Raw genomic sequence first — 19,452 nt, forward strand, 5'->3', positions numbered from 1 at the left:
TGGTGGTCGGTGTCGACACGGGGGTCCTTCCGACGGTGATACTTGAAGGATCCTACAAGAATGCGAGCCGGCCGGCTGCCTCGGCTGCTCCGCGTCGACGGGCACGCGGGACAGGGGTCCTCGGATCCACGGGCTCGCGCTCGCCGGGCCCGCTGGCTCCACCGTGTCGGGCCCGTAGGCTCCACCGTGAAGAGCCCGCAGGCTCCATCGTGTCGGGCCCGTAGGCTTCAGTGATGCCCGTCCTCGACCTCGCCCTGCTGGCCGTGATCATCGGGGTGGGCGCCGGATTCCAGCGCCTGACCGGTATGGGATTCGCCCTGGTCGCCACGCCCTTCCTGGTGCTCACCCTGGGGCCGCTCGAGGGGGTGCTGGTGACGAACCTGTGCGGCATCGTCTCCGCCCTGCTGAACCTCGCCCTCGTCCACCGGGACGTCCAGTGGCGACGCCTGGCCCGCTTCACCCCGTTCTCGCTGGTGGGGATCGCCGGGGGAGCCGTCGTGCTGCTGGTGCTGCCCACCGACCCGCTGGCGATCCTGGTGGGAGTGCTGATCCTGCTCGCGATCGGGGTGACGGTGCTCTTCCGGTCCGGGGACGTGAGGGACTCGCTGCCGGTCAGCTCCGGGTTCGGCGCCGCCTCCGGGTTCATGAACGTCACCGCCGGGGTGGGCGGACCGGCGCTGGCCCTCTACGCCGTGGCCACCGGATGGAGCCACCGGCACTTCGCGGCCTCGGCGCAGGCGCACTTCGCCCTGATCAGCATCCTCTCGCTGGCCGCCAAGGGGTCCCTGCCCTCGATGCCCGGTGCCGGCTGGACGGTGACCATCCTGGCCATCCTGATCGGGATCGGGGTCGGGGAGCGGCTCGCCGGACGCTTCGCGGAGCGCACCCTGATGCGCCTGGTGATCATCCTGGCGACCGCCGGCGCGGTGATGACGATCGTTCAGGCGCTGGTGTGAGGACCGTGGTGATGGACGCCGGGAAGGTGGTCCGAGCCGAGCTCGTGCAGCAGGTCATGGGCGAAGCTGTCGGTCAGGTCGTAGCGCACCTCGCGCCCTGAGCGCTCCGCCCGCACCCATCCGGCATCGCGCAGCAGCGCCAGCGCGTGGGAGGTGGTCGAGTCGCTCGCTCCGATGGCGCGGGCGATGTCCGAGCTGCGCACGCCGGGGTGGGCATGGATGCAGAACAGGATCCGCAGGCGCCGCGGGTCCGACAGCAGCATCATCCGCTCGGCCAGCTGCTCGAAGCCGTCGACCGCGGCCAGCAGGGACCTGAGCTCGCCGACGAGCTGCTCGTCGGGGAGACCGTCGTCGTCGGCCCGCACGTGCACAGGATGGGCGGCGTCCATGGGGCCAACCTACCCGGCGTCGGCGGCGAACCGGTCGGGGACCGGCGCATCTGCTGGAGTCGGCGACCGGTGCCCACGGGCCTGTGGACCCTACCCGGGCGCGTGCCCTCTACACTGTCGCGGACGACCGCGCCCGTGTCCCCTATCTGTCTCTGCGAGGTGAGCGCGATGATCGACCTGCTCTGGGGGATCGGAGGGATGGCAGGCCTCCTGCTCATCGCCGTCGCCCTGTCCAGCAATCGCCGGGCGATCCGGCTGCGCACCGTGATCGGAGCCTTTGCGCTCCAGCTCGGGCTGGGGGTGATCGTCCTGTACTGGGGTCCCGGCCAATGGGCGCTGGGGAAGGTCTCGGCCGGGTTCCAGGCCGTCATCGACACCTCCGGCGAGGGCATCGCCTTCCTGTTCGGGCCGCTGCTGCCGGCCGAGGGCGAGGGAAGCATCTTCGCCCTCCAGGTGCTGCCGGTGATCGTCTTCTTCGCGTCGCTGACCGCGGTGCTCTACCACTGGAAGATCCTGCCGAAGATCGTCGAATGGCTCGGCGGCGGGCTCGGCAAGATCCTGGGCACCAGTTACGCCGAGTCGGTCAACACCGCAGCGAACATCTTCGTCGGCCAGACCGAGGCGCCGCTGGTCATCCGCCCATACATCAAGCGGCTCTCGCGATCGGGGCTGTTCGCGGTGATGGTCGGCGGCCTCTCGACCGTCGCCGGCTCCGTGCTGGTGGGCTACTCGCTGCTCGGCGCTCCGCTGGAATACCTCATCGCCGCCAGCTTCATGGCCGCGCCCGGCGCGCTGCTGATGGCGAAGATCCTGATGCCGGAGGACGATCCCGAGGCCGTCGCCCGCGAAGCCGCGTTGGTCGCGAGCAGCAGCCACCGGACGAAGAGGACGATGGCCGCCGGGAGCGCGGCCGGCGCCGGGACCGGGGCGGACGCCGGGACCGTCGTCGACGGCGAGGAGCGCGACGAGGACGACAGCTCCGACGACGAGGACGACCTCGAGGAGCTCTCCTACAGCAACGTCATCGATGCCGCCGCGGGCGGGGCGGCGGACGGCCTGAAGCTGGCGCTGAACGTGGGCGCCATGCTGCTGGCCTTCATCTCGCTCATCGCGCTGATCAATCTGCTGATCGGTGTGGTCGGCGGCTGGTTCGGCGCCGGGGACCTGACCTTCGAGCAGATCCTGGGGTGGCTGTTCGCCCCGGTCATGGCGATGATCGGCGTCCCCTGGGACGAGGCCGTGGCCTCCGGCAGCTTCGTCGGCCAGAAGATCGTGGTCAACGAGTTCGTGGCCTTCGCCGACTTCGGTCCGCAGATCGACTCCTTCAGCCCCAAGACCGCCGCGATCATCAGCTTCGCCCTGACCGGATTCGCGAACCTCTCCTCGCTGGGCATCCTGCTGGGCGGCCTCGGCGGCCTGGCCCCGGAGCGCCGCTCCGAGATCGCGCAGCTCGGGCTGAAGGCGATTCTCGGCGGCACCCTCGCCAATCTCATGAGCGCCACGATCGCCGGTGTCATGCTGGCGTGACCGTGGGGGAGTCAGCTCTCGTGGCTGTCCAGCGCCTGTTGCCAGAATGCGGTCTCCAGGCGGGTCGCTGTGCGGAAGATGTCCACGAGCTCCTGGAACCGTCGTGCCAAGAGCGGCCCGTCAGCCTGCGCATCGAGGTGCTCGCGCGCTGCCCGGGCCGCGCCCTGGAAGTCGGCCCCGGCGTACTCGCCGATCCAGTCGCGGTAGGGATGATCGCGCGCCCCGTGCAGGCGCGGGGCGAGCCGTGTGCCGATCTCCGCGTAGCCGATGGTGCACGGAGCCAGGGCCACCTCGAGGTCGAGCGGTCCGCCGGAGTTCCCGCAGTCCAGCACGTAGCGGGTGTAGGCCACGGTGGCCTGCTTCTCCGGCGCTGCCTCGAGGCTCTCGCGATCGATGCCCCAGGACTCCGTGAGCCGCACGTGCAGGGCGGTCTCGTCGAGGACCGCCCCGAGCGCGTCGGCCGAGCGCTGGATGTCTGCCAGGGTGCGCGACTTGTAGGCGGCCAGCGCGTTGGCGCGGGCGAACTGGACCAAGAAGAGGTAGTCCTGGACGAGGTAGTCCCGGAAGGCCTCCAGCGGCAGGGTGCCGTCCCCGAGCTGCTCGACGAACGGATGGAGCGTGTAGCGGCGCCACTCCGCGGTGACGTCGTTCTTCAACGCGTCGAACAGGGTCATCGGGCGCCTCCCGTCGAGGCGTCGGGAGCGGCCGACGCGGCGGGAGCACCGACCGCCCCGAGAGGCCGCGCGTAGGCTTGGTCGAAGAAGTCCAGCTCGAGCTGCACGGCGCGTTCGAAGCGTGCCCGCGCGGCGTCGGCGCGGCCGGGGCCGACGCGGTCCAGCTCGCCGCGCAGCAGGGAGACGAGCTCCACGAAGGCGGGGTTGTCGTGCAGAGCGATCCATTCGGCGTGCACGAAGCTCTCCGGCCGGGGGCGTGGCGCCGCCTGCGCCCAGTCGAGGTACAGCCACTCCGTCACCAGCAGCACGGCCAGGATCTCCGCGTAGTCCCGGCTCGCGGCCGCCTCGTCGAACAGAGCGAGGAACCCTGCGGTGGCCGGGGTGTCGGGGATCCGTGCGCGCTGCTGCTCCGTCACGCCGAGCGACTCGAAGGCCCGCAGGAAGAAGGTGTTCTCGTCCCCGGCGACCTCGCCGGCGAAGCGGGCGAGGCGAAGACGGGCGTCGAGGGTGTCGGCCGTGGCCACGGCCGCTCCCAGCAGGGCCAGGAAGCGGTCGAGGAAGCGATGGTCCTGGACCAGGTATCCCGCCATGACGTGGTCCGGGATCTCGCCGGTGTGCAGTTCGCGGACGAAGCGATGGCCGACGGCGCGGGACCAGGTGGGTTCGCTGCCCTCACGCAGGGCGCGGGTGAAGCTCGTGCTCAACAGAGTCTCCTCGGGGTGGGGTTCCCGGTGCGGCTCTCGCAGCCGGGACGACCGGGGCACGCCGAGGAGTCGCCCGCGGACCGAGCCGTCGACCCGGTGCGGTGCGGTGCGGAGCAGCGGCGTCCGATGCGATGACGCTCATCCATGACATCCCTCCGCGAGTGCGAACTCGTTCAGGTTCGGCGGGTGTGATCTCAGCCCCGGCGGGGCACCCCGTGTCGTCCAGCCACCATAGCCCGTCGGCCCGTCGGCCCGTCGGCGCGTCAGCCCGTCGGGCTTGCCTCAGGCGCGGTCGCCCAGGCCCACGATGTGCTCGGGCAGTCGCTCGTTGCTGCCGTACATGAAGTGGTTCTCCATGCGCTCGGAGAAGCGGCTCGCCTCGGTGGTCCGCCCCACGGCCTCGGCGACCTCCCGGATGTGGATGGGGGCGGCGCCGCAGCACACGCCCAGATAGTTCACGCCCAGGTCGAACGCCTCGCGGGCGAAGGCCCCGATCTCGTAGCGGTTCGTCAGCAGCGGATCCAGCGCGGTGGGGAACGTCCGCCCGTGCGGGGAGGGGACGGAGGCGCGGACGTCGGAGAGGTTGAAGAAGGTGGGCTCCTCGGCCGTGGTCCGGTACGGGATCGGCAGCGCCCCCACGTGGCAGGAGACCGCCTCGCGGATCTGCTGCAGCCACGGCAGCATCGTGGCCGGTCCGCGGAAGCAGTTCAGTCCCACCACGTCCGCCCCGCCCTGCTCGAGACGCCGGGCGGTCTCGACGATCCCCACCCCGTCGGCCATCTCCTGGAACGCCATCGGAGCGAGCGTCAGCACCACCGGCAGTCCGGAGGCCTTCGCGACCTCGAGCGCCGTCAGCGCCTCGCCGGCGTAGTAGAAGGTCTCGCCGATGATGAGGTCCGCGCCCTCCTCGACGGCCCAGCCGACCATCTCCTCGAACATGGACCGCACCTCGGCCTGGCGGGCCGGATCCTCCGGGTCCCAGATGTTCGAGTTCGAGATGTTGCCGGCCATCAGGTTGCCCGGCACCCGGTCGGCGACCTCTCGGGCGATCTGCAGCGCCGAGCGGTTCAGCGGCTCGAGCAGGTCCTCCTTGCCGATCACGCGCATCTTCTCGCGGTGGCCGTTGTAGGTGAACGCCTCGACGACGTCGGAGCCGGCGCGCTGGAAGTCGAGGTGCAGGGAGCGCAGGGCCTCGGGGAACTCGAGGGCGACCTCGGGGACGAACTCCCCGGCGGTGAGGTATCCGCGGCGCTCGAGCTCGAAGAGGAAGCCTTCGGCGCAGATCACGGGGCCGGCATCGAGGCGGTCGGTCAGGAGGTTCTGGGTCATGGTCGTCTGCTCTCGGTCGACGGGGGAGGCGGGACGATCGTGAGCGTAATCGCGGCGCCCGCAGGCGTCAGCGGTTGTGACCGAGCGTGAACGGGGCGCGAGCGGAGTGCCGCTCGCGCCCCAGGATCCTCAGATCGCCGCCGGCACGCTCTCCAGCGTCGCGGCGAAGGGGTCGAAGTCGGCCGGCATCGGCTCGACCTCGGCGAAGGTGGAGTCGATCTCGACGATCGACCCCTCCGCGATGGCGGTCTCGATGCCCACCATGATGTCCAGGACGTGCGCGGCGATCTCGCCCTGGGCGCGGTGGGGGACGCCGGCGCGGATCGCCCGCGCCATCTCCAGCACGCCCAGGCCGCGCCCGGTGGTGGCGCCGGTCGCGGGCACGTCCGTCGGAGCCTCCCCGCGGTACGCGGTCAGCGCCGAGTCGCCGTCGAAGACGTTGGGGTCCGGGAAGGCGAGGGTGGCCTCGGTGCCGTAGACCTCGACGAAGCCGGTGCGGGTGTGCGGGGAGTCGAAGCTCAGCAGCACCGTCGCGTTCTGGCCGGAGGCGAAGCGCAGCAGCGCCGAGACCTGCGTGGGCACCGTGACGTCGAAGACCTCGCCGGCCTTGGGGCCCGAGCCGATGGTGCGCTGCTCCTGGGCGCGCGAGCCGACGGCGCTGACCGAGACGACCGGGCCGAGGGCGAGCACCAGGGTCGTCGCGTAGTACGGGGCGATGTCGTACAGCGGGCCCGCGCCCTCCTGGAACAGGAAGGCGGGGTTGGGGTGCCAGGACTCGGGGCCGGGGGACTGGAACAGGGTCAGCGCGCTGGCGGGGGTGCCGATCGTGCCGTCGCGCAGGGTGCGCAGACCGGTCTGGATGCCGGCGCCGAGCACGGTGTCGGGGGCGCCGCCCACGCGCACGCCCGCGGCGTCGGCCGCCTCGAGCAGGGCCGTCGCGTCGGCCGGGGCGGTGGTGATCGGCTTCTCGGTCCACACGTGCTTGCCGGCGGCGACGATCTGCCGGGAGACCTCGGCGTGGGCGGTGGGGATCGTCAGGTTGATGACGATCTCGACCTCGGGATGGTCCAGCACGTCCTGCGTGGTGCCGGAGGCCGCGATGCCGTACTCCTCGGCGCGCTGCGCCGCGGCCTCGGGGAGCAGGTCGCCGATGATGTGCACGGTCACGTCCGGGAAGGAGGTGAGGTTCTCGAGGTACTGGCCGGAGATGGTGCCGGCGCCGATGATGCCGACGCCGACGGGGCCGGCCTGGGTCTGGGAGGTCATGCGGGGTCTCCTTCGTGGTGCGGGGGAGCGGTCCCGGGAGCGGGACGCGCGGTGGTCGGGCGGATCGTCGGGCCGCCCACGCCGGGTCAGGCGGCGACGGTGCTTCGCAGGTGGGTGAGCGAGGCGCCGATGCCCTCGAACATGTCCCCGGCGTAGTCGTCGAATTCGATCACGCCGTAGGCGGCGCCCGCAGCGGCGTCCAGGGTCGCGGCCAGCGGCATCGCCCCGGTGCCCAGCGGCAGCTGCGCGGCGGGGTCCTCGGAGAGGTCGCCGTCCTTGAGGTGGACCAGCTGCACGCGGTCACCGAGCGTGCTCAGCAGGGCCGGGACGTCGGCTCCTCCCACGGCGGCCCAGTAGGTGTCGATCTCGAGGACGACCTGTGGATCCAGCTCGGCGGCGAAGAGCTCGAGCGCGCTGCGACCCTCGAGCTGCGAGGCCAGCTCGACGTGGTGGTTGTGGTAGCCGACGCGGATGCCGGAGGAGGCGGCCGCCGCGGCGCGCTCGTTCAGCCGCGCCGCCAGGGCACGGACCTTTCCGGCGTCGGACCAGTCCTCGGCGTTCCAGGAGGGGTCGATGAGGTACTGCACGCCCACGGCGCGAGCGGCCTCGAGCACCGTCTCGAAGTCCGTGTCCTCACCGAGGAAGGACTGATGGGCGCTGGGGAAGGCGATCGGGAACTGCGCCCGGGCGGCGACCAGCTCGTCCCGGAACTCGACGAGGCGGTACGGCTCGGCGTGGTGGAAGCCGAGCTCGGCCAGGCGGGCCACGGTGCCCGGGAGATCGGCCGCGAGGGCGTCGCGGACGCTGTACAGCTGGACGGAGAACTGCATGGGTGTCCTTTCGGGGGGACCGGTGGGTCGGGATGCGAGGGAGCTCGCACTCACGGGACGTGAGCGGCACGTGCTGTCGCCATGGGCCGCGCCGTGCCGCTCACGTCCCGCATCTGCTGATCTCACTTCACGGCGCCGGCGGTCAGGCCCGCGACGAAGTTCTTCTGCATCATCAGGAAGCCGGCGACCACCGGGATGCTCACCGCCAGAGAAGCGGCCAGCACCTGGTTCCAGTACACGTTGGTCTGCGTGGAGTACTGCTGCAGGCCCACCGCCAGGGTGCGGGTGTCCTCCGTGGTCAGCACGGAGGCGAACAGCACCTCACCCCAAGCGGTCATGAACGCGTAGATGGCGACGGCGACGATGCCCGGGCGGGCGGCCGGCAGGATGATGCGCAGCAGGATGGTGAGGTTCCCGGCGCCGTCGACCTTGCCGGCCTGGTCGAGCTCCCGCGGGATGCCGTCGAAGTAGCCCACCAGCATCCAGATCGCGAACGGCAGCGAGAACGTCAGGTAGGTGATGATCAGCCCGATGCGCGTGCCCACCAGCGGCACCCCGAACATCGTGTCGATGTTGACGAAGATCAGGTACAGCGGCAGCAGGAACAGCACCCCGGGGAACATCTGGGTGGACAGCACCGTGGTCATGAACGGGCCGCGGCCGTGGAAGCGCCAGCGCGAGACGGCGTAGGCGGCCAGCGTCGCCACCGCCACGCTCAGCAGCGTCGCCGCCAGCGTCACGATCAGCGAGTTCATGAAGTACCGCGCCAGCGGCACCGTCGACCACATCTCGATGAAGGGCTGGAACGTGATGGTGCTGGGGAACCAGGAGAACCCGGCCTGCACGTCGCCCAGCGGCTTCATCGAGGTGGTGATCATGACGTACAGCGGCAGTGCCACGAACAGGGTCAGGCCGATCAGCACGAGGGTGCGGAAGATCTTCTCGCCGGTGGTCTCACGCATTGCGCTTCTCCTTCTTCCACTGGGTGAAGTAGAGGTACACCAGCGACACCGCCAGCAGGAACAGCAGCAGCAGGACGCTCATCGCGCTGCCCACCCCGAAGTCCCAGGACAGGAACGAGGCGTTGTAGATGTGGAAGCTGATGAGATCACCGGCCGGGGGCTGGGCGCTGCCGAACAGCACGTAGGGGGTGTTGAAGTCGTTGAACACCCACAGGAACATCACCAGCAGCATGGTCTGGTTGACCGGGGCGAGCATCGGCAGGGTGACCGAGCGCCACTGACGCATCGGGCCGGCCCCGTCGATCGCGGAGGCCTCGTAGAGCTCGCCGGGGATCGACTGCAGCCCGGCCATGAACATGAGGAAGGCGAAGGGCCACATCCGCCAGATCGCGACCACCACGACGGAGACGAAGGCGTTGTCGCCGATCAGCCAGAACGGAGCGCCGTCGAGGATGCCCAGCTGGTCGACCAGCACGTGATTGATCACGCCGGTGTCCCGCTGGAGCATGAAGTTCCAGGTGATCACCGAGGCGTACAGCGGCAGGGCGTAGGGGATCAGGAACAGGGTGCGGAACACGCCGCGGCCGCGGAAGGGCCGTTGCAGGGCGACCGCGGCCGCCATCCCCAGCCCCCAGCTCAGCCCCACCACGAGTGCGGTGAACGCCACCGTGACCAGGAAGGAGTTCAGCAGCTCCTGGCCGACGGGGGTGTTCAGATCGATCGCGATGGAGTAGTTCTCCAGGCCCACGAAGGGGGCCTCCAGCCAACGGCGGATGAAGAACTTCGTCAGCTCCACGAAGCTCATCCAGAACCCGGTGGCCATCGGGATGATGTGGATCAGCAGCTCGAGCAGCACCGCGGGCGCGATGATCAGGTACGGGAACAGGTGACGCCGGGACCGGCGCGGCGGCCTGGCGTCGGGCACCTTGGGAGGCGTCGTGGTGTCCTCCGGCGCGGTCAGACTGGACATGGGGTCTCTTCTCGGGAGGGGGTGGCGGGCGCACGGCGGCCGACGGGGAATCACCCCGCTCGGCGGCCGACGGGGCATCACCCCGTCGGCCGGAGGTCCCTCAGACGCGGATCGAGTCCTGCGCGGTCTGCATGGCGGTCATGACGTCCTCCCGGGTGACGGTGCCGCCGGTGGCGATGGTCGCGAACATCTCGTTCATCGCCTGGCCGACGGTGGTCTCGTACTGGTCCTCCCAGGGCACCAGCGGCAGCGGCTCGGCGCGCTCGGAATAGATCTCCATGAACATCTCGGCCTGCTCGGCGTCCTCGGTGAAGGTGGGCTCGCCGTCGACCAGCACCGGCAGCGAGGCGAAGGGCTCGCCGAGCTCCTCCTGCGTCTCCGGGGAGGTCATGAACTTCATGAACTGCAGAGCGCCCTCTTCGTTCTCGGTGTCCCTCATGGCGGCGAGGTTGATCCCCGCCAGGTGCGAGGCGCAGTCGCTGACGGCATCGGCCGGAGCGGGGAAGGGGATGGCCTTGAACTGGTCCGGGGTCATGCCCTGCGACTCGATGGTGGCGTTGGCGTTGTTCTGGTTGATGATCATCGCGGCCTTGCCGTTCGCGAAGGCGGTGACGGACTTGGTGCCGTTGTCGAACTGGGCGTTCGACGGATCGACGACCTTGTCGGTCTGCATCAGGTCGAGGTAGCGCAGGATGCCGTCGATGACGCCGTCCTCGGTGAACGAGGGCTTGCCGTCCTTCGTGTTCAGCGCGGCGCCGTTCTGGGTGGCGTTGATGAAGGCGAAGTGGTTGTTCTCCGTGTACGAGCCCGCGGCCAGCGACATGCCCCAGACATCGCCCTCGGGATCGGTCAGGGCCTTGGCGGCCTCGACCATCTCCTCCCAGGTGGTGGGCGGCTCGACGCCGGCGTCCTCGAACATCTTCACGTTGTAGTACATGCCGTAGGCCAGCCCGTACAGCGGGATGGAGGTCGGGTCGGTGCCCTCGGCGCCGCCGGTGGCCAGGGCCGCCGGGACGTAGCGGTCGCGGCCGCCGAGGGCCTCGAACTGCTCATCGCCCAGCTCGAGCAGCCCACCGGTGGCCTGGAGGCTCACGCCCCAGGTGTTGCCGATGTTGACGACGTCAGGGCCCTGCCCGGAGGTGATCGCGGTCTGGATGCGGGTCTGCAGGTCTCCCCAGCCGATGACCTCGAGGGACACGTCGATGCCGGTCTCCTCGGTGAACTTCTCCAGGACCGGGGTGAGCACCTCCTTGTCGTTCTCGAGGCTGGTGCCCTGATTGGAGGCCCAATAGGTCAGCGTGTCGGAGTTCGAGCCGGAGCCGGAGCTCGAGCCGCAGGCGGCGAGGCCGGCGGCGCCGGCGGCGGCGAGAGGGGCAGCGGTCAGAAGGGTGCGGCGTCGCATCGGGGTTCTCCTTGGTGCACCGTCATCGGTGATCGGTTGCGGTAGCGAAGAGCGCGCTCGGCTCGGGAAGCGGTGCGCGGCAGGCCGGAGGCCAAAGTGCTTAATCGATTCGAACTTAATCGATTCGGCGAGTATGGCCCGCCGGCGAGGCGGGTGTCAACAGATGGGTGTCACAGCGCGGTCACGGTCTGTGGCGGGTTCGCCGACGTGCGCGATCGAGCGGGGGCGCCGGATGACGGTCGGGTCGACCGCCGATCCGCACGCCGGGCGGGGCCCCGGAGGGCGCTCGAGCCGATGGGCCTCGGTGTGCCGGGCGGGGCCCCGGAGGGCGCTCGGGCCGACGGGCCCCGTGCGCCGGGCGGAGGAGCCCCGCCCGTCAATCGGCGTCGGTGGAGTGGCGCGGCACCAGCGTCGCCGGGGGATTCTGCAGGGCGGTGCCGGCGGCGACCTGCCCGTCGAGCCGACGGACGAGCAGGTCACCGGCGGTGCGTCCCATCTCGAAGGGCCGGCGGGACAGGGCCGTGATCGCGGGTGCCGTGACCTCCGCGATGAGGGAGTCGTCCCAGCTGACCACGCCCAGCTCGGAGGGGATGTCGACCCCGCGGGCGACCGCGGCGCGCAGGGCGCCCAGGGCGATCAGGTCGCTCGAGGCGATCACGGCCGGGCGCGCGCTGAGGGTCCGGTCGGCGGCGTCGAAGGCGTGGGATCCGGCCTCGATCGTGTACGTGCCGGAGGAGTGCGTGTGGGGGATGCCGTGGCCCGCGCACAGCTCCTGCAGCAGTTCGAGGCGCCGCCGCTCGTGGGCGAACTCGGAGGGGCCGGTGAGCTGGATGCAGCCGTCGTAGCCACGGTCGACGACGTGGTCCACCACGGTGCGCGCGTCGTCGGCCTCCGCGGTCATGACCTTCACGAAGTCCTCGGGGCCGACGTAGTGGCCGATCACCGCGAAGTCCAGGGACAGCGATTCCAGGGTCGCGGGGCGGTGGTCCTGATCGGCCAGGTCGAGCAGCACCACCCCGTCGACCCGGCGCTGGTGGGCCCAGGTGCGGAACACCTCGACCTCCTCGTCGGGCCCGCCCCGGACGAAGCGCAGCAGCAGCTCGAAGCCGTGGGCGCTGGTCGCCGACTCGATGCCGGCCGTCACCGCGGAGTAGAACGGCTCGCGGGAGACCTCCTCGGGGTCCCGGACCAGCACCAGACCGATGTTGCCGCTGCGGCCGCGGCGCAGCGCCTGGGCGCCCGAGTGCGGGGTCCAGCCCGTCGCCCGGGCGTGCTCGAGCACGCGCTCGCGCATCGCCGCGCTCACGCCCGGCTTGTCGTTCAGCGCATAGCTCACGGTGGCAGGGGAGATGCCGAGGTCGTGGGCGATCGTGGCGACCGTCGGGCGGGAGGGCTTTCGCGGCATGGGCACAGGCGCTCTTTCGGGTCGAGGGAGGAGGGATCCGGCCCCGGCGTCGGCTCCTCGGATTCCCTGCGGCGGGCGCCCACACGCAGGTCGGAGCGGGACGGTGGTGCGGGTTGCGCACATGATAGGTCCCCGGCGTCGCGACATCGGCTCGCCGACGGCGGAGCGAGTGGGGCACCGGGCCGCCGCGCGCTGCGGAGCGGGGCGGGTCGAACCCCGGGGGGCGGGCGGGCCGCGATCCGGGGAGCGGGGTTTGGGAGCGGGCGAGCCGCGCTCCGGGAGAGCCCGCCGGCGACCGACCGGTCGCGCCGCGCGGTGGTCGCCGGAAGCGACCGTAGGATCGCCCGACGGTGCGGGCCGAATCCATCGGACCGCGAAGGCGAGGAGGGGAGCATGTCGCTCGGTTCTCGTGCGGCAGCAGCGCTGCGGCGCCCCGAGGTGGAGACCGATCTCGTGCAGATCGCCAAGGCGGTCGTCGCGGCGTCCATCGCCTGGTGGCTCGCGATCTCGGTGCTGGAATCGGCGCAGCCCTTCCTCGCGCCCTGGACCGCCCTGCTGACGGTGCACGCCACCGTGTTCCGGTCGCTCTCCCGCGGGGCGCAGACCCTGGTGGCCTCGGCGCTCGGCGTCCTGGTCTCCTTCCTCGTCGGCAGCTTCCTCGGGGTGCATCTGTGGACCTTCGCCCTCGCCCTGCTCCTGGGCATGCTCGGCTCGCGACTGCCCGGGATCCGGATGGAGGGCGTGGCGATCGCCACCACCGCCATCTTCGTGCTCGGCAGCGGTTTCGAGGCGCAGCAAGCGCTGCTCCTGTCCCGCCTGGTCGAGGTCGCCCTCGGCGTCGGCGTCGGCGCGGCGATCAATCTCCTGGTCGTGCCTCCGCTGAGGGACAAGCAGGCCGCGGCGTACGTCGACCACATCAATCGACGCATGGGGGCCGTGCTGGAGGACATGGCGGAGTCGTTCTCCGTCTCCTGGGAGACCGATCGGGCGGAGGAGTGGTCCCGGGAGGCCACCGCGATGCGCCAGGAGCTCGATGCGGTGTGGGAGACCGTACGGCTGGCCCGGGAGAGCGGGCGGGCGAACCCGCGCCGTCGCCTGCCGACCCCGCTCGGACGACGCGGTCGAGGACGTGGCGGACGGCGCGGCCACGGAGCGGATTCGGAGGTCGGCTACGAGGAGATCCTGCTCCGGGTCGACGAGGGCATCCTCCACCTGTTGCACCTCGCCCGCACGCTGCGGGAGGCGAGCTACGTCGAGGGGGCGTGGGACGAGCAGTTCCGCCGGCGGTGGACGGCCACCGTGCGGGATGCGGGTCGGTCGATCGCCGATCCCGATGCCGACGTCGAGCCGGTCCAGCGGCGCCTCGACGCTCTCGCCGTGCAGCTGTCCGACCACCAGGAGCTGCCGCGGGAGAACTGGCCGATCTACGGGTCGCTGATCACGAGCATGCAGCTCATCGCCACCATCGTCGACGACGTCGCCTCGGCTCGTGCGGCGCGGGAGGGCTCGCGCGAGAACCCCGAGGCATAGGCACGGGCCCCATCTCGCCATCGCAGGTCGCGCTTCCGATCTGTGTCGCAGGCGCAGCGTGGGCGTCCCGAGGCAGGTCGGGCCCCGCGCCGCAGCACGGGGCCCGATGGGCAGCCGGCGCGACCGGGCGCTCAGAAGGTGCCGGCGCCCACCTGCTCGGTGCGCTCCTTCTGACGCTCCACGTCCTGGGGGTAGACCCGGTAGAACAGGAACCAGTAGCCGGCGTTGAGCAGGTAGGGGACGACCACGAAGAACAGGAACATCGTCTGGTTGCTGAAGGCCTCGGCGATGAAGCCGACGCCCAGCGCCATCAGGGCGGTCAGGCCGCCCTGGATGAGGGAGAAGAGCATCGCGAAGGCGGTGGCGTTGAGCTGCGTGGGCACCACGTTGGAGACCATCGGCAGCACACAACCGGAGAAGCCGATCGAGAAGACCAGGCCCAGCACGAAGGAGAGGCCGACTCCGGGCAGGAAGCCCTCGTAGGAGGTCTGGGTGGCGAGGGCGACGGTGGCGGCGAAGGACACCAGGTAGATCTGCATGAGCATGATCCGGCCCTTCTCGCCGAACCTCCGCACGAACAGGTCGGCCAGGCGTCCGCCGAGGAAGGCGGAGAGCACGGCTCCGACGGAGAAGGCGGACATCGCCACCGTGGACTGGAAGACCGTCAGGCCGCGCTCGACGACGAGGAAGTTCGGATAGAAGGCCAGCAGCACGAGGCTGGTGACCAGCACGACCATGCCGGCCATGAGGGAGACGGTGGGGATCTTGAACAGCTTGATGCCATCGGCGATCTTGAACCGCCCGGCCTCGGCCATCATGTCCTCGCGAGAGGTGTTCTGGCGCGGGTCCGTCACCCAGACCGCGATGAGGACGCCGGAGAGGATGGAGATGCCGCCCATGGTCCACATGGCGTAGCGCCAGGCGTTGCCGTCAGGGTTCTCGCCCATGGCGAAGAGACCGATGGCCGGGCCCATGAGGATGCCGACGGCGGAGCCGATGGAGCGGATCGTGCCGTAGGCCTTGCCGCGCTGGGACTGCTTGAACAGGTCCGGCAGCAGACCGTTGATGATCGGTTCGGAGGCGACGGTGCCGACGACGCTGATCGTGTACAGGATCAGCAGCCAGGTGAAGGTCGGGGCGAAGCCGGAGGCCACGGTCCACAGTCCCCAGACCCCCGTGACCAGGATCAGGACCTTCTTGCGGCCGTATTTGTCCGCCAGCATCGCCCAGAACGGGCCGAACGCCATGCGTGCGAATTTGCTGATCGCGCTGAGCAGGCCGAGCATTCCCTCGCCGACGCCGAAGGCGACGCCGATGAGCGGAAAGAACGTGTTGATCAGGCCGCCCTCGGAATTGTCGACCGCTTGCGAGAATCCCATGGCGGCCATCGCCTTGCCATTGCCCTTGGTGGGTTCCTCGCCCGTGGCGTCAGGGCGGCGGGAGTCGCTGTCGATGACGGCCACGCCGGGGGCGCTGCCCTCGGAGCGCGCGAAGAGCGTGCCGGTCTCGGTGGAGACCGTGCCGGAGATCGGGTCGGGGCGGGTGTCGTCGTCGCCCATCGGGGTATTTCCCATCTGATTCCTCTCGAAAGCTGCCGGAAGGCAGCGGTGAACAGCATTGTTCGAAGACTTCGAAGCGGTTTTTCCGCGCAGTGCGTCATTGGTGGCGGTGCATTTCCCCGCTCGGATGGTGCGTCGGGGTCGTCACAGTGTGGATTCGCTGCCGCGGCTCGCACATCGGTTGCCATGTGTTGCAGTGGGTCGCGACTCTGTGGAGCGTTTCAAAATGCGAACACGGAATATTACTTTCCGGTAAGGCCAGTCCGGACGTAGGAATGCCGGAATGGTCACGGGTCGGTATCGACTCGGCGTGATCGTCGGGGGGCTCGCCCGCGGGGTGTCCCGGCGCTCACGCGGGGAGGTGGCTCGATCCGCGCACGTCCCTTCGGTCCACGTGCGCGTCCCTGCGTGTCGCACTCGACCATGTGGTTGCCTCACGCAACTAGATCGGCGTACGATGTGTGCCATGGATCGCGAGACCCTCGACCTGCACCGTGCCACCCTGCGTGCCCTGACCCGCCTCATGTCGCAGTGGAGCTCGCTGGAGTTCCAGCGTCGGATCACGGCGCAGTGCGGGCTCTCCCTCGATCCGGTCGCGGTCCGCGCGCTGTACGGCCTCGGCATCACCGGCGGTGCCGCGCGCCCCAGCGACCTGGCCGACGACCTGCACCTGACGCGCCCGTCGACCTCGAAGCTCATCGCCCGGCTGACGGCGGCGGATCTCGTCGAGCGCCGCCCGGACCTCACCGACGGACGGTCCGCGCACGTCGCCCTGACCGCTGCGGGCCGGCACGCCTACGAGCAGCTCTTCGAGGCGGGCCTCACCCTGCTCGCCGAGGCCACCGAGGACTGGGACGACGCCGACGTGCGTGCCCTGTCCCAGCTGCTGACCCGCTTCACCGCCGGGCTCGCGACCGACTCCACCACGACCACCACCTGAGAACCGCATCGAAAGGTCACCACCCCATGTCCCGCACCTACGTCGTCACCGGCGCCGCCTCCGGCATCGGCCGCACCACCGCCCAGATCCTCTCCGACCGCGGCGAGCGGGTGATCGGCGTCGACCTCCAGGGCACCGACGTCTCCGGCGACCTCTCCACCCGCGAGGGTCGCGCCGGCGCTGCCGAGGGGGCCGCCCGGCTCGCCGACGGCACGGTCGATGCCGTGATCGCCTGCGCCGGCCTGTCGATCCCGAAGCCGCTCACCGCGTCGGTGAACTACTTCGGCATGACGGAGTTCCTCGAGGCCCTGCAGCCTGCGCTGGCCCGCTCCGAGGCGCCGCGCGTCGCGCTGGTCTCCTCGATGGCGACGCTGCAGCCCGTGGTCCCTGCTCTGGTGGATGCACTGCTGGCGGGGGACGAGGCCGCCGCGCTCGAGATCGCCACCCGGATGGCCGAGGATCCCCGGACCGCGAACGTCATCTACCCGTCCTCCAAGCGCGCCATCTCCCGCTGGGTGCGCCGCGAGGCCCCCACCGAGCGCTGGGCCGGCGCCGGCATCCCGCTGAACGCGGTGGCGCCCGGGACCGTGGTCACCCCGATGACGAAGGAGCTGCTGGCCAGCGAGCAGGGACGGGCGATGACCGACGCCTACGTGCCGATGCCGCTGAACTCGCACCAGGGCCCGGAGACCATCGCGCATCTGCTGATCTGGCTCACGTCGGTGGAGAACTCCCACTGCGCCGGTCAGACCATCTACTGCGACGGCGGCACCGACGTGGTGCTGCGCGGCGAGGACGTGTGGTCCTGGAACGACGCGGCGATGCGCGAGACCTTCGCCGAGATCACGGCCGGACTCGCGGGCTGAGCGCGCCGCCTGCGCCCCTGGGCGGAGGGGCGGTGCCGTCCAGCGCCGGGGCATCGCGTGTGCGAGGCGCCGCCCGGGGAGGGTGTCGTCGGCGGGGCGCACGACGCGGTGCTCCTGCCGGGCGGGCCTCGGCACCTGCGGGAGGGTCAGGCGCTGATCCGCGCCACCACGTCGATCTCCACCTTGATGTTCGCCAGCTGCGAGCCGACGGTGGTGCGCACCGGGAACGGCTCGGAGAAGAACTCGCGGTAGGCCTCGTTGAACTCCTGGAAGTCCGCGAGGTCCGCGAGATGAACGGTCGTCTTCAGCGCGTCGTCGAGGCTCGCCCCCCGTTCGGCGAGGACCGACGCGATGTTGCGCAGCACCTGCCGGGTCTGCTCCGCGACGGAGTCGGAGACCTCGCCGGTGGCCGGGTCCTGGGGCCCGAACCCGGCGGTGAACAGCAGGTCGCCGCTGACGATCGCCTGGCTGTAGGGCCCGGCGGGCTGCGGGGCGTTGGTGGTGTGGAGGGCGTGCTTGGGGGTGCTCATGGGTCTCCTCGTCGTGGTGAGCGGTCATCGGTTCCCGGCGCGGCGGCCCGGAGGCCGCTGCCCGGGTGCTCGCCGGTGAGGTTCCCACCGGCCAGAACGGGGCGGCCGCCGACGATCACGTCGTCGATGCCCTCGGCGAGGGCGAGCGGCCGGTCGTAGGTCGCGCCGGGGCGCACGGTGTCGAGGTCCACCAGAGCCACGTCGGCGCGGAACCCGGGGCGCACTCGACCGCGGTCGCCGAGGTGGAAGCGCTCGGCAGCTCCGGTCGCCAGGTGCCGGACCGCCTCGGGCCAGGTCAGGAAGCCGTGCTCGCGCACGTAGGTCGCGAGGTAGGAGGCGAATGCCCCGCGGGCACGGGGATGCGGATGGGCGCCGAGGAAGATCCCGTCGGACCCGCCCAGGTGTCGGGGATGGGCGATCAAACGGCCGAGGTCCGAGACCGGGCGCTGGTCGCGCACCGCCATCACCACGTTCACCTCCAGGTGGGAGGCGGCCAGCAGATCCAGCGCCGCGTCGATCGCGTCGGTGCCGCGTCGTGCGGCGACCTGCGCGAGGCTCAGCCCCGGAGCCCAGGAGAATTCCTCGGCGACCGTGTGCGCGATGGTGATCAGCTCCGGCCATTCGGGGCCGAGGCTGGGGTTGTGGTCCACGCCGGGGAACCAGTCCCGGCGCAGCTGCTCGCGCCGGTCCGGATCGCGCAGTAGGACAGCGGCCTCGTCCGGATCCATGGCGTTCAGCGTCGGCGGCAGCAGCGTCATCCCCAGGATCGAGCAGCCGCGGGTGTAGGGATAGGCGTCGAAGCCGGCGTCCACGCCGCGCTCGTCGAGCCAGCTCATCAGGCGCCAGGCCTCGTCGGCCCGGGTGTGGAAGTGCGAGATGTGCACCGGCACGCCCGCGTCGAGCCCGATGCGGGCCACCTCGTCGACGCCCTCCTGCGAGTTGTCCTCGTAGCCGCCGCGCATATGGGTGACGTAGGGGAGTCCGGACGCGGCGAGCGGACGGCACAGGGCGGCGATCTCCTCGGCGTCGGCGTAGAGCCCCGGGGTGTAGTCGAGTCCGGTGGAGAGCCCGACGGCCCCGTCGGCCACCCCGCGGGCGACCAGCGCCGTCATCTCGGCGATCTCCTCGGCGGTGGCGGGGCGGTCCTCGCCGCCGATCACCTGGTGGCGCACGGTGCCGGCGGGCACCAGGGAGGCGACGTTGATCGGCACCGTCCCGTCGTAGCTCGCCAGCAGCTGCGCGAGGCCCGGTCCTCGGTAGGTGGGGTGAGGGGCGTTGATCGCCGCGAAGTACGTCCTCGCCCAGGCGCCGTCGCCGGGGGCGTAGGAGACGCCGTCCTGCCCGCCGATGATCGTCGTGACCCCCTGGCGCAGCAGGGCCTGCTGCACGTCCGGATCGAACACCGCGCCCTCGGCGTGGGAGTGGGCGTCGACGAATCCGGGCAGCACCAGGCGCCCGTCGGCCTCGAGGACCTGCGCGTGCGCGGCATCGGCGGCAGCTCCGGGTCCGACGGCGGCGATGCGCTCGCCGACGATCAGCACGTCGGCCGCGCGCACGCCGTCGTCGTCGACGACGCGCCCGCCCCGGATCAGCAGCGATTCTGTGTGCGACAT

Annotated in this window: 18 protein-coding genes and 1 riboswitch; of the genes, 5 read left to right on the top strand and 13 right to left on the bottom strand. The window is 70.8% G+C overall.

Translation table 11 applies throughout. The features are described from left to right. The first annotated feature begins 233 nt into the window (after positions 1-233). The gene (locus tag BH708_RS15775; protein WP_076809987.1) at positions 234-956 is read left to right on the top strand and encodes a sulfite exporter TauE/SafE family protein; all 723 of its coding nucleotides are present in this window, start codon (positions 234-236) and stop codon (positions 954-956) included. Here the strand turns inward: BH708_RS15775 and BH708_RS15780 are convergent. After that, positions 941-1,345, bottom strand: a complete 405-nt coding sequence (locus BH708_RS15780) for a helix-turn-helix transcriptional regulator (RefSeq protein WP_076809988.1) — start codon at positions 1,343-1,345, stop codon at positions 941-943. The two genes, BH708_RS15775 and BH708_RS15780, sit on opposite strands and share 16 nt — an antisense overlap. A gap of 168 nt (positions 1,346-1,513) precedes the next feature. On the opposite strand from BH708_RS15780, the gene BH708_RS15785 reads away from it, so the two are divergent. Beyond that, complete coding sequence (locus tag BH708_RS15785) at positions 1,514-2,872, top strand: NupC/NupG family nucleoside CNT transporter (RefSeq protein WP_076809989.1); 1,359 nt, start codon at positions 1,514-1,516, stop codon at positions 2,870-2,872. 11 nt (positions 2,873-2,883) lie between these two features. Here BH708_RS15785 and BH708_RS15790 read toward each other — a convergent pair whose 3' ends face one another. The 9 genes from BH708_RS15790 to BH708_RS15830 all read right to left on the bottom strand — a co-directional run bounded on the left by BH708_RS15790 (position 2,884) and on the right by BH708_RS15830 (position 12,414). Then, complete coding sequence (locus BH708_RS15790) at positions 2,884-3,546, bottom strand: TenA family protein (protein ID WP_076809990.1); 663 nt, start codon at positions 3,544-3,546, stop codon at positions 2,884-2,886. After that, entirely contained in the window at positions 3,543-4,250 is a 708-nt protein-coding gene (locus tag BH708_RS15795) for a TenA family protein (RefSeq protein WP_076809991.1), read from the bottom strand. The genes BH708_RS15790 and BH708_RS15795 overlap by 4 nt, the downstream gene beginning before the upstream one ends. A 133-nt stretch (positions 4,251-4,383) precedes the next feature. Then, positions 4,384-4,476: riboswitch (TPP riboswitch) on the bottom strand. A 56-nt stretch (positions 4,477-4,532) separates the two neighbouring features. After that, complete coding sequence (locus BH708_RS15800) at positions 4,533-5,579, bottom strand: homocysteine S-methyltransferase family protein (RefSeq protein ID WP_076809992.1); 1,047 nt, start codon at positions 5,577-5,579, stop codon at positions 4,533-4,535. Between the two features lie 129 nt (positions 5,580-5,708). Continuing rightward, positions 5,709-6,845 carry a Gfo/Idh/MocA family protein gene (locus BH708_RS15805; protein WP_076809993.1) on the bottom strand — a complete coding sequence of 379 codons (1,137 nt, stop codon included), beginning with the start codon at positions 6,843-6,845 and terminating at the stop codon, positions 5,709-5,711. Between the two features lie 86 nt (positions 6,846-6,931). Continuing rightward, positions 6,932-7,675 (bottom strand): sugar phosphate isomerase/epimerase, encoded by a 744-nt coding sequence (locus BH708_RS15810; protein ID WP_076809994.1) that lies wholly within the window; start codon positions 7,673-7,675, stop codon positions 6,932-6,934. A gap of 122 nt (positions 7,676-7,797) precedes the next feature. Beyond that, the gene (locus BH708_RS15815) at positions 7,798-8,637 is read right to left on the bottom strand and encodes a carbohydrate ABC transporter permease (protein WP_076809995.1); all 840 of its coding nucleotides are present in this window, start codon (positions 8,635-8,637) and stop codon (positions 7,798-7,800) included. Then, positions 8,630-9,607, bottom strand: a complete 978-nt coding sequence (locus BH708_RS15820) for a carbohydrate ABC transporter permease (RefSeq protein ID WP_083713676.1) — start codon at positions 9,605-9,607, stop codon at positions 8,630-8,632. The genes BH708_RS15815 and BH708_RS15820 overlap by 8 nt, the downstream gene beginning before the upstream one ends. A 100-nt stretch (positions 9,608-9,707) precedes the next feature. Beyond that, on the bottom strand, positions 9,708-11,009 hold the full coding sequence (locus BH708_RS15825; protein WP_076809996.1) for a sugar ABC transporter substrate-binding protein: 1,302 nt from the start codon (positions 11,007-11,009) through the stop codon (positions 9,708-9,710). Positions 11,010-11,385: 376 nt separating this feature from the next. Next, positions 11,386-12,414: a LacI family DNA-binding transcriptional regulator gene (locus BH708_RS15830; RefSeq protein ID WP_076809997.1), complete on the bottom strand. Its 1,029-nt coding sequence runs from the start codon at positions 12,412-12,414 to the stop codon at positions 11,386-11,388. Between the two features lie 393 nt (positions 12,415-12,807). Here BH708_RS15830 and BH708_RS15835 point away from each other — a divergent pair, with 393 nt between their 5' ends. Further along, positions 12,808-13,944 (top strand): aromatic acid exporter family protein, encoded by a 1,137-nt coding sequence (locus BH708_RS15835; protein WP_076809998.1) that lies wholly within the window; start codon positions 12,808-12,810, stop codon positions 13,942-13,944. A 131-nt stretch (positions 13,945-14,075) separates the two neighbouring features. On the opposite strand, the gene BH708_RS15840 is transcribed toward BH708_RS15835, so the two are convergent. Continuing rightward, entirely contained in the window at positions 14,076-15,518 is a 1,443-nt protein-coding gene (locus BH708_RS15840; RefSeq protein WP_083713679.1) for an MFS transporter, read from the bottom strand. Positions 15,519-15,969: 451 nt separating this feature from the next. Between BH708_RS15840 and BH708_RS15845 the strand changes: the two genes are divergently transcribed. Together BH708_RS15845 and BH708_RS15850 are read left to right on the top strand one after the other, a co-directional pair. Further along, entirely contained in the window at positions 15,970-16,443 is a 474-nt protein-coding gene (locus BH708_RS15845) for a MarR family winged helix-turn-helix transcriptional regulator (protein WP_076810000.1), read from the top strand. A gap of 26 nt (positions 16,444-16,469) precedes the next feature. Next, complete coding sequence (locus BH708_RS15850) at positions 16,470-17,309, top strand: SDR family oxidoreductase (RefSeq protein ID WP_076810001.1); 840 nt, start codon at positions 16,470-16,472, stop codon at positions 17,307-17,309. A 146-nt stretch (positions 17,310-17,455) separates the two neighbouring features. On the opposite strand, the gene BH708_RS15855 is transcribed toward BH708_RS15850, so the two are convergent. Further along, positions 17,456-17,839 carry a RidA family protein gene (locus tag BH708_RS15855; protein ID WP_076810002.1) on the bottom strand — a complete coding sequence of 128 codons (384 nt, stop codon included), beginning with the start codon at positions 17,837-17,839 and terminating at the stop codon, positions 17,456-17,458. Next, on the bottom strand, positions 17,836-19,452 hold the full coding sequence (locus BH708_RS15860; RefSeq protein ID WP_076810003.1) for an amidohydrolase family protein: 1,617 nt from the start codon (positions 19,450-19,452) through the stop codon (positions 17,836-17,838). Before BH708_RS15860 ends, BH708_RS15855 begins: the two co-directional genes overlap by 4 nt.

This window comes from Brachybacterium sp. P6-10-X1 (assembly GCF_001969445.1).
Taxonomy (GTDB): Bacteria; Actinomycetota; Actinomycetes; order Actinomycetales; family Dermabacteraceae; genus Brachybacterium.

Coding starts and splice junctions, on each gene's coding strand:
- BH708_RS15775 (WP_076809987.1), top strand. CDS start 234: ATGCCCGTCCTCGACCTCGCCCTGCTGGCCGTGATCATCGGGGTGGGC.
- BH708_RS15780 (WP_076809988.1), bottom strand. CDS start 1,345: ATGGACGCCGCCCATCCTGTGCACGTGCGGGCCGACGACGACGGTCTC.
- BH708_RS15785 (WP_076809989.1), top strand. CDS start 1,514: ATGATCGACCTGCTCTGGGGGATCGGAGGGATGGCAGGCCTCCTGCTC.
- BH708_RS15790 (WP_076809990.1), bottom strand. CDS start 3,546: ATGACCCTGTTCGACGCGTTGAAGAACGACGTCACCGCGGAGTGGCGC.
- BH708_RS15800 (WP_076809992.1), bottom strand. CDS start 5,579: ATGACCCAGAACCTCCTGACCGACCGCCTCGATGCCGGCCCCGTGATC.
- BH708_RS15805 (WP_076809993.1), bottom strand. CDS start 6,845: ATGACCTCCCAGACCCAGGCCGGCCCCGTCGGCGTCGGCATCATCGGC.
- BH708_RS15810 (WP_076809994.1), bottom strand. CDS start 7,675: ATGCAGTTCTCCGTCCAGCTGTACAGCGTCCGCGACGCCCTCGCGGCC.
- BH708_RS15815 (WP_076809995.1), bottom strand. CDS start 8,637: ATGCGTGAGACCACCGGCGAGAAGATCTTCCGCACCCTCGTGCTGATC.
- BH708_RS15820 (WP_083713676.1), bottom strand. CDS start 9,607: ATGTCCAGTCTGACCGCGCCGGAGGACACCACGACGCCTCCCAAGGTG.
- BH708_RS15825 (WP_076809996.1), bottom strand. CDS start 11,009: ATGCGACGCCGCACCCTTCTGACCGCTGCCCCTCTCGCCGCCGCCGGC.
- BH708_RS15830 (WP_076809997.1), bottom strand. CDS start 12,414: ATGCCGCGAAAGCCCTCCCGCCCGACGGTCGCCACGATCGCCCACGAC.
- BH708_RS15835 (WP_076809998.1), top strand. CDS start 12,808: ATGTCGCTCGGTTCTCGTGCGGCAGCAGCGCTGCGGCGCCCCGAGGTG.
- BH708_RS15840 (WP_083713679.1), bottom strand. CDS start 15,518: ATGGGAAATACCCCGATGGGCGACGACGACACCCGCCCCGACCCGATC.
- BH708_RS15845 (WP_076810000.1), top strand. CDS start 15,970: ATGGATCGCGAGACCCTCGACCTGCACCGTGCCACCCTGCGTGCCCTG.
- BH708_RS15850 (WP_076810001.1), top strand. CDS start 16,470: ATGTCCCGCACCTACGTCGTCACCGGCGCCGCCTCCGGCATCGGCCGC.
- BH708_RS15855 (WP_076810002.1), bottom strand. CDS start 17,839: ATGAGCACCCCCAAGCACGCCCTCCACACCACCAACGCCCCGCAGCCC.
- BH708_RS15860 (WP_076810003.1), bottom strand. CDS start 19,452: ATGTCGCACACAGAATCGCTGCTGATCCGGGGCGGGCGCGTCGTCGAC.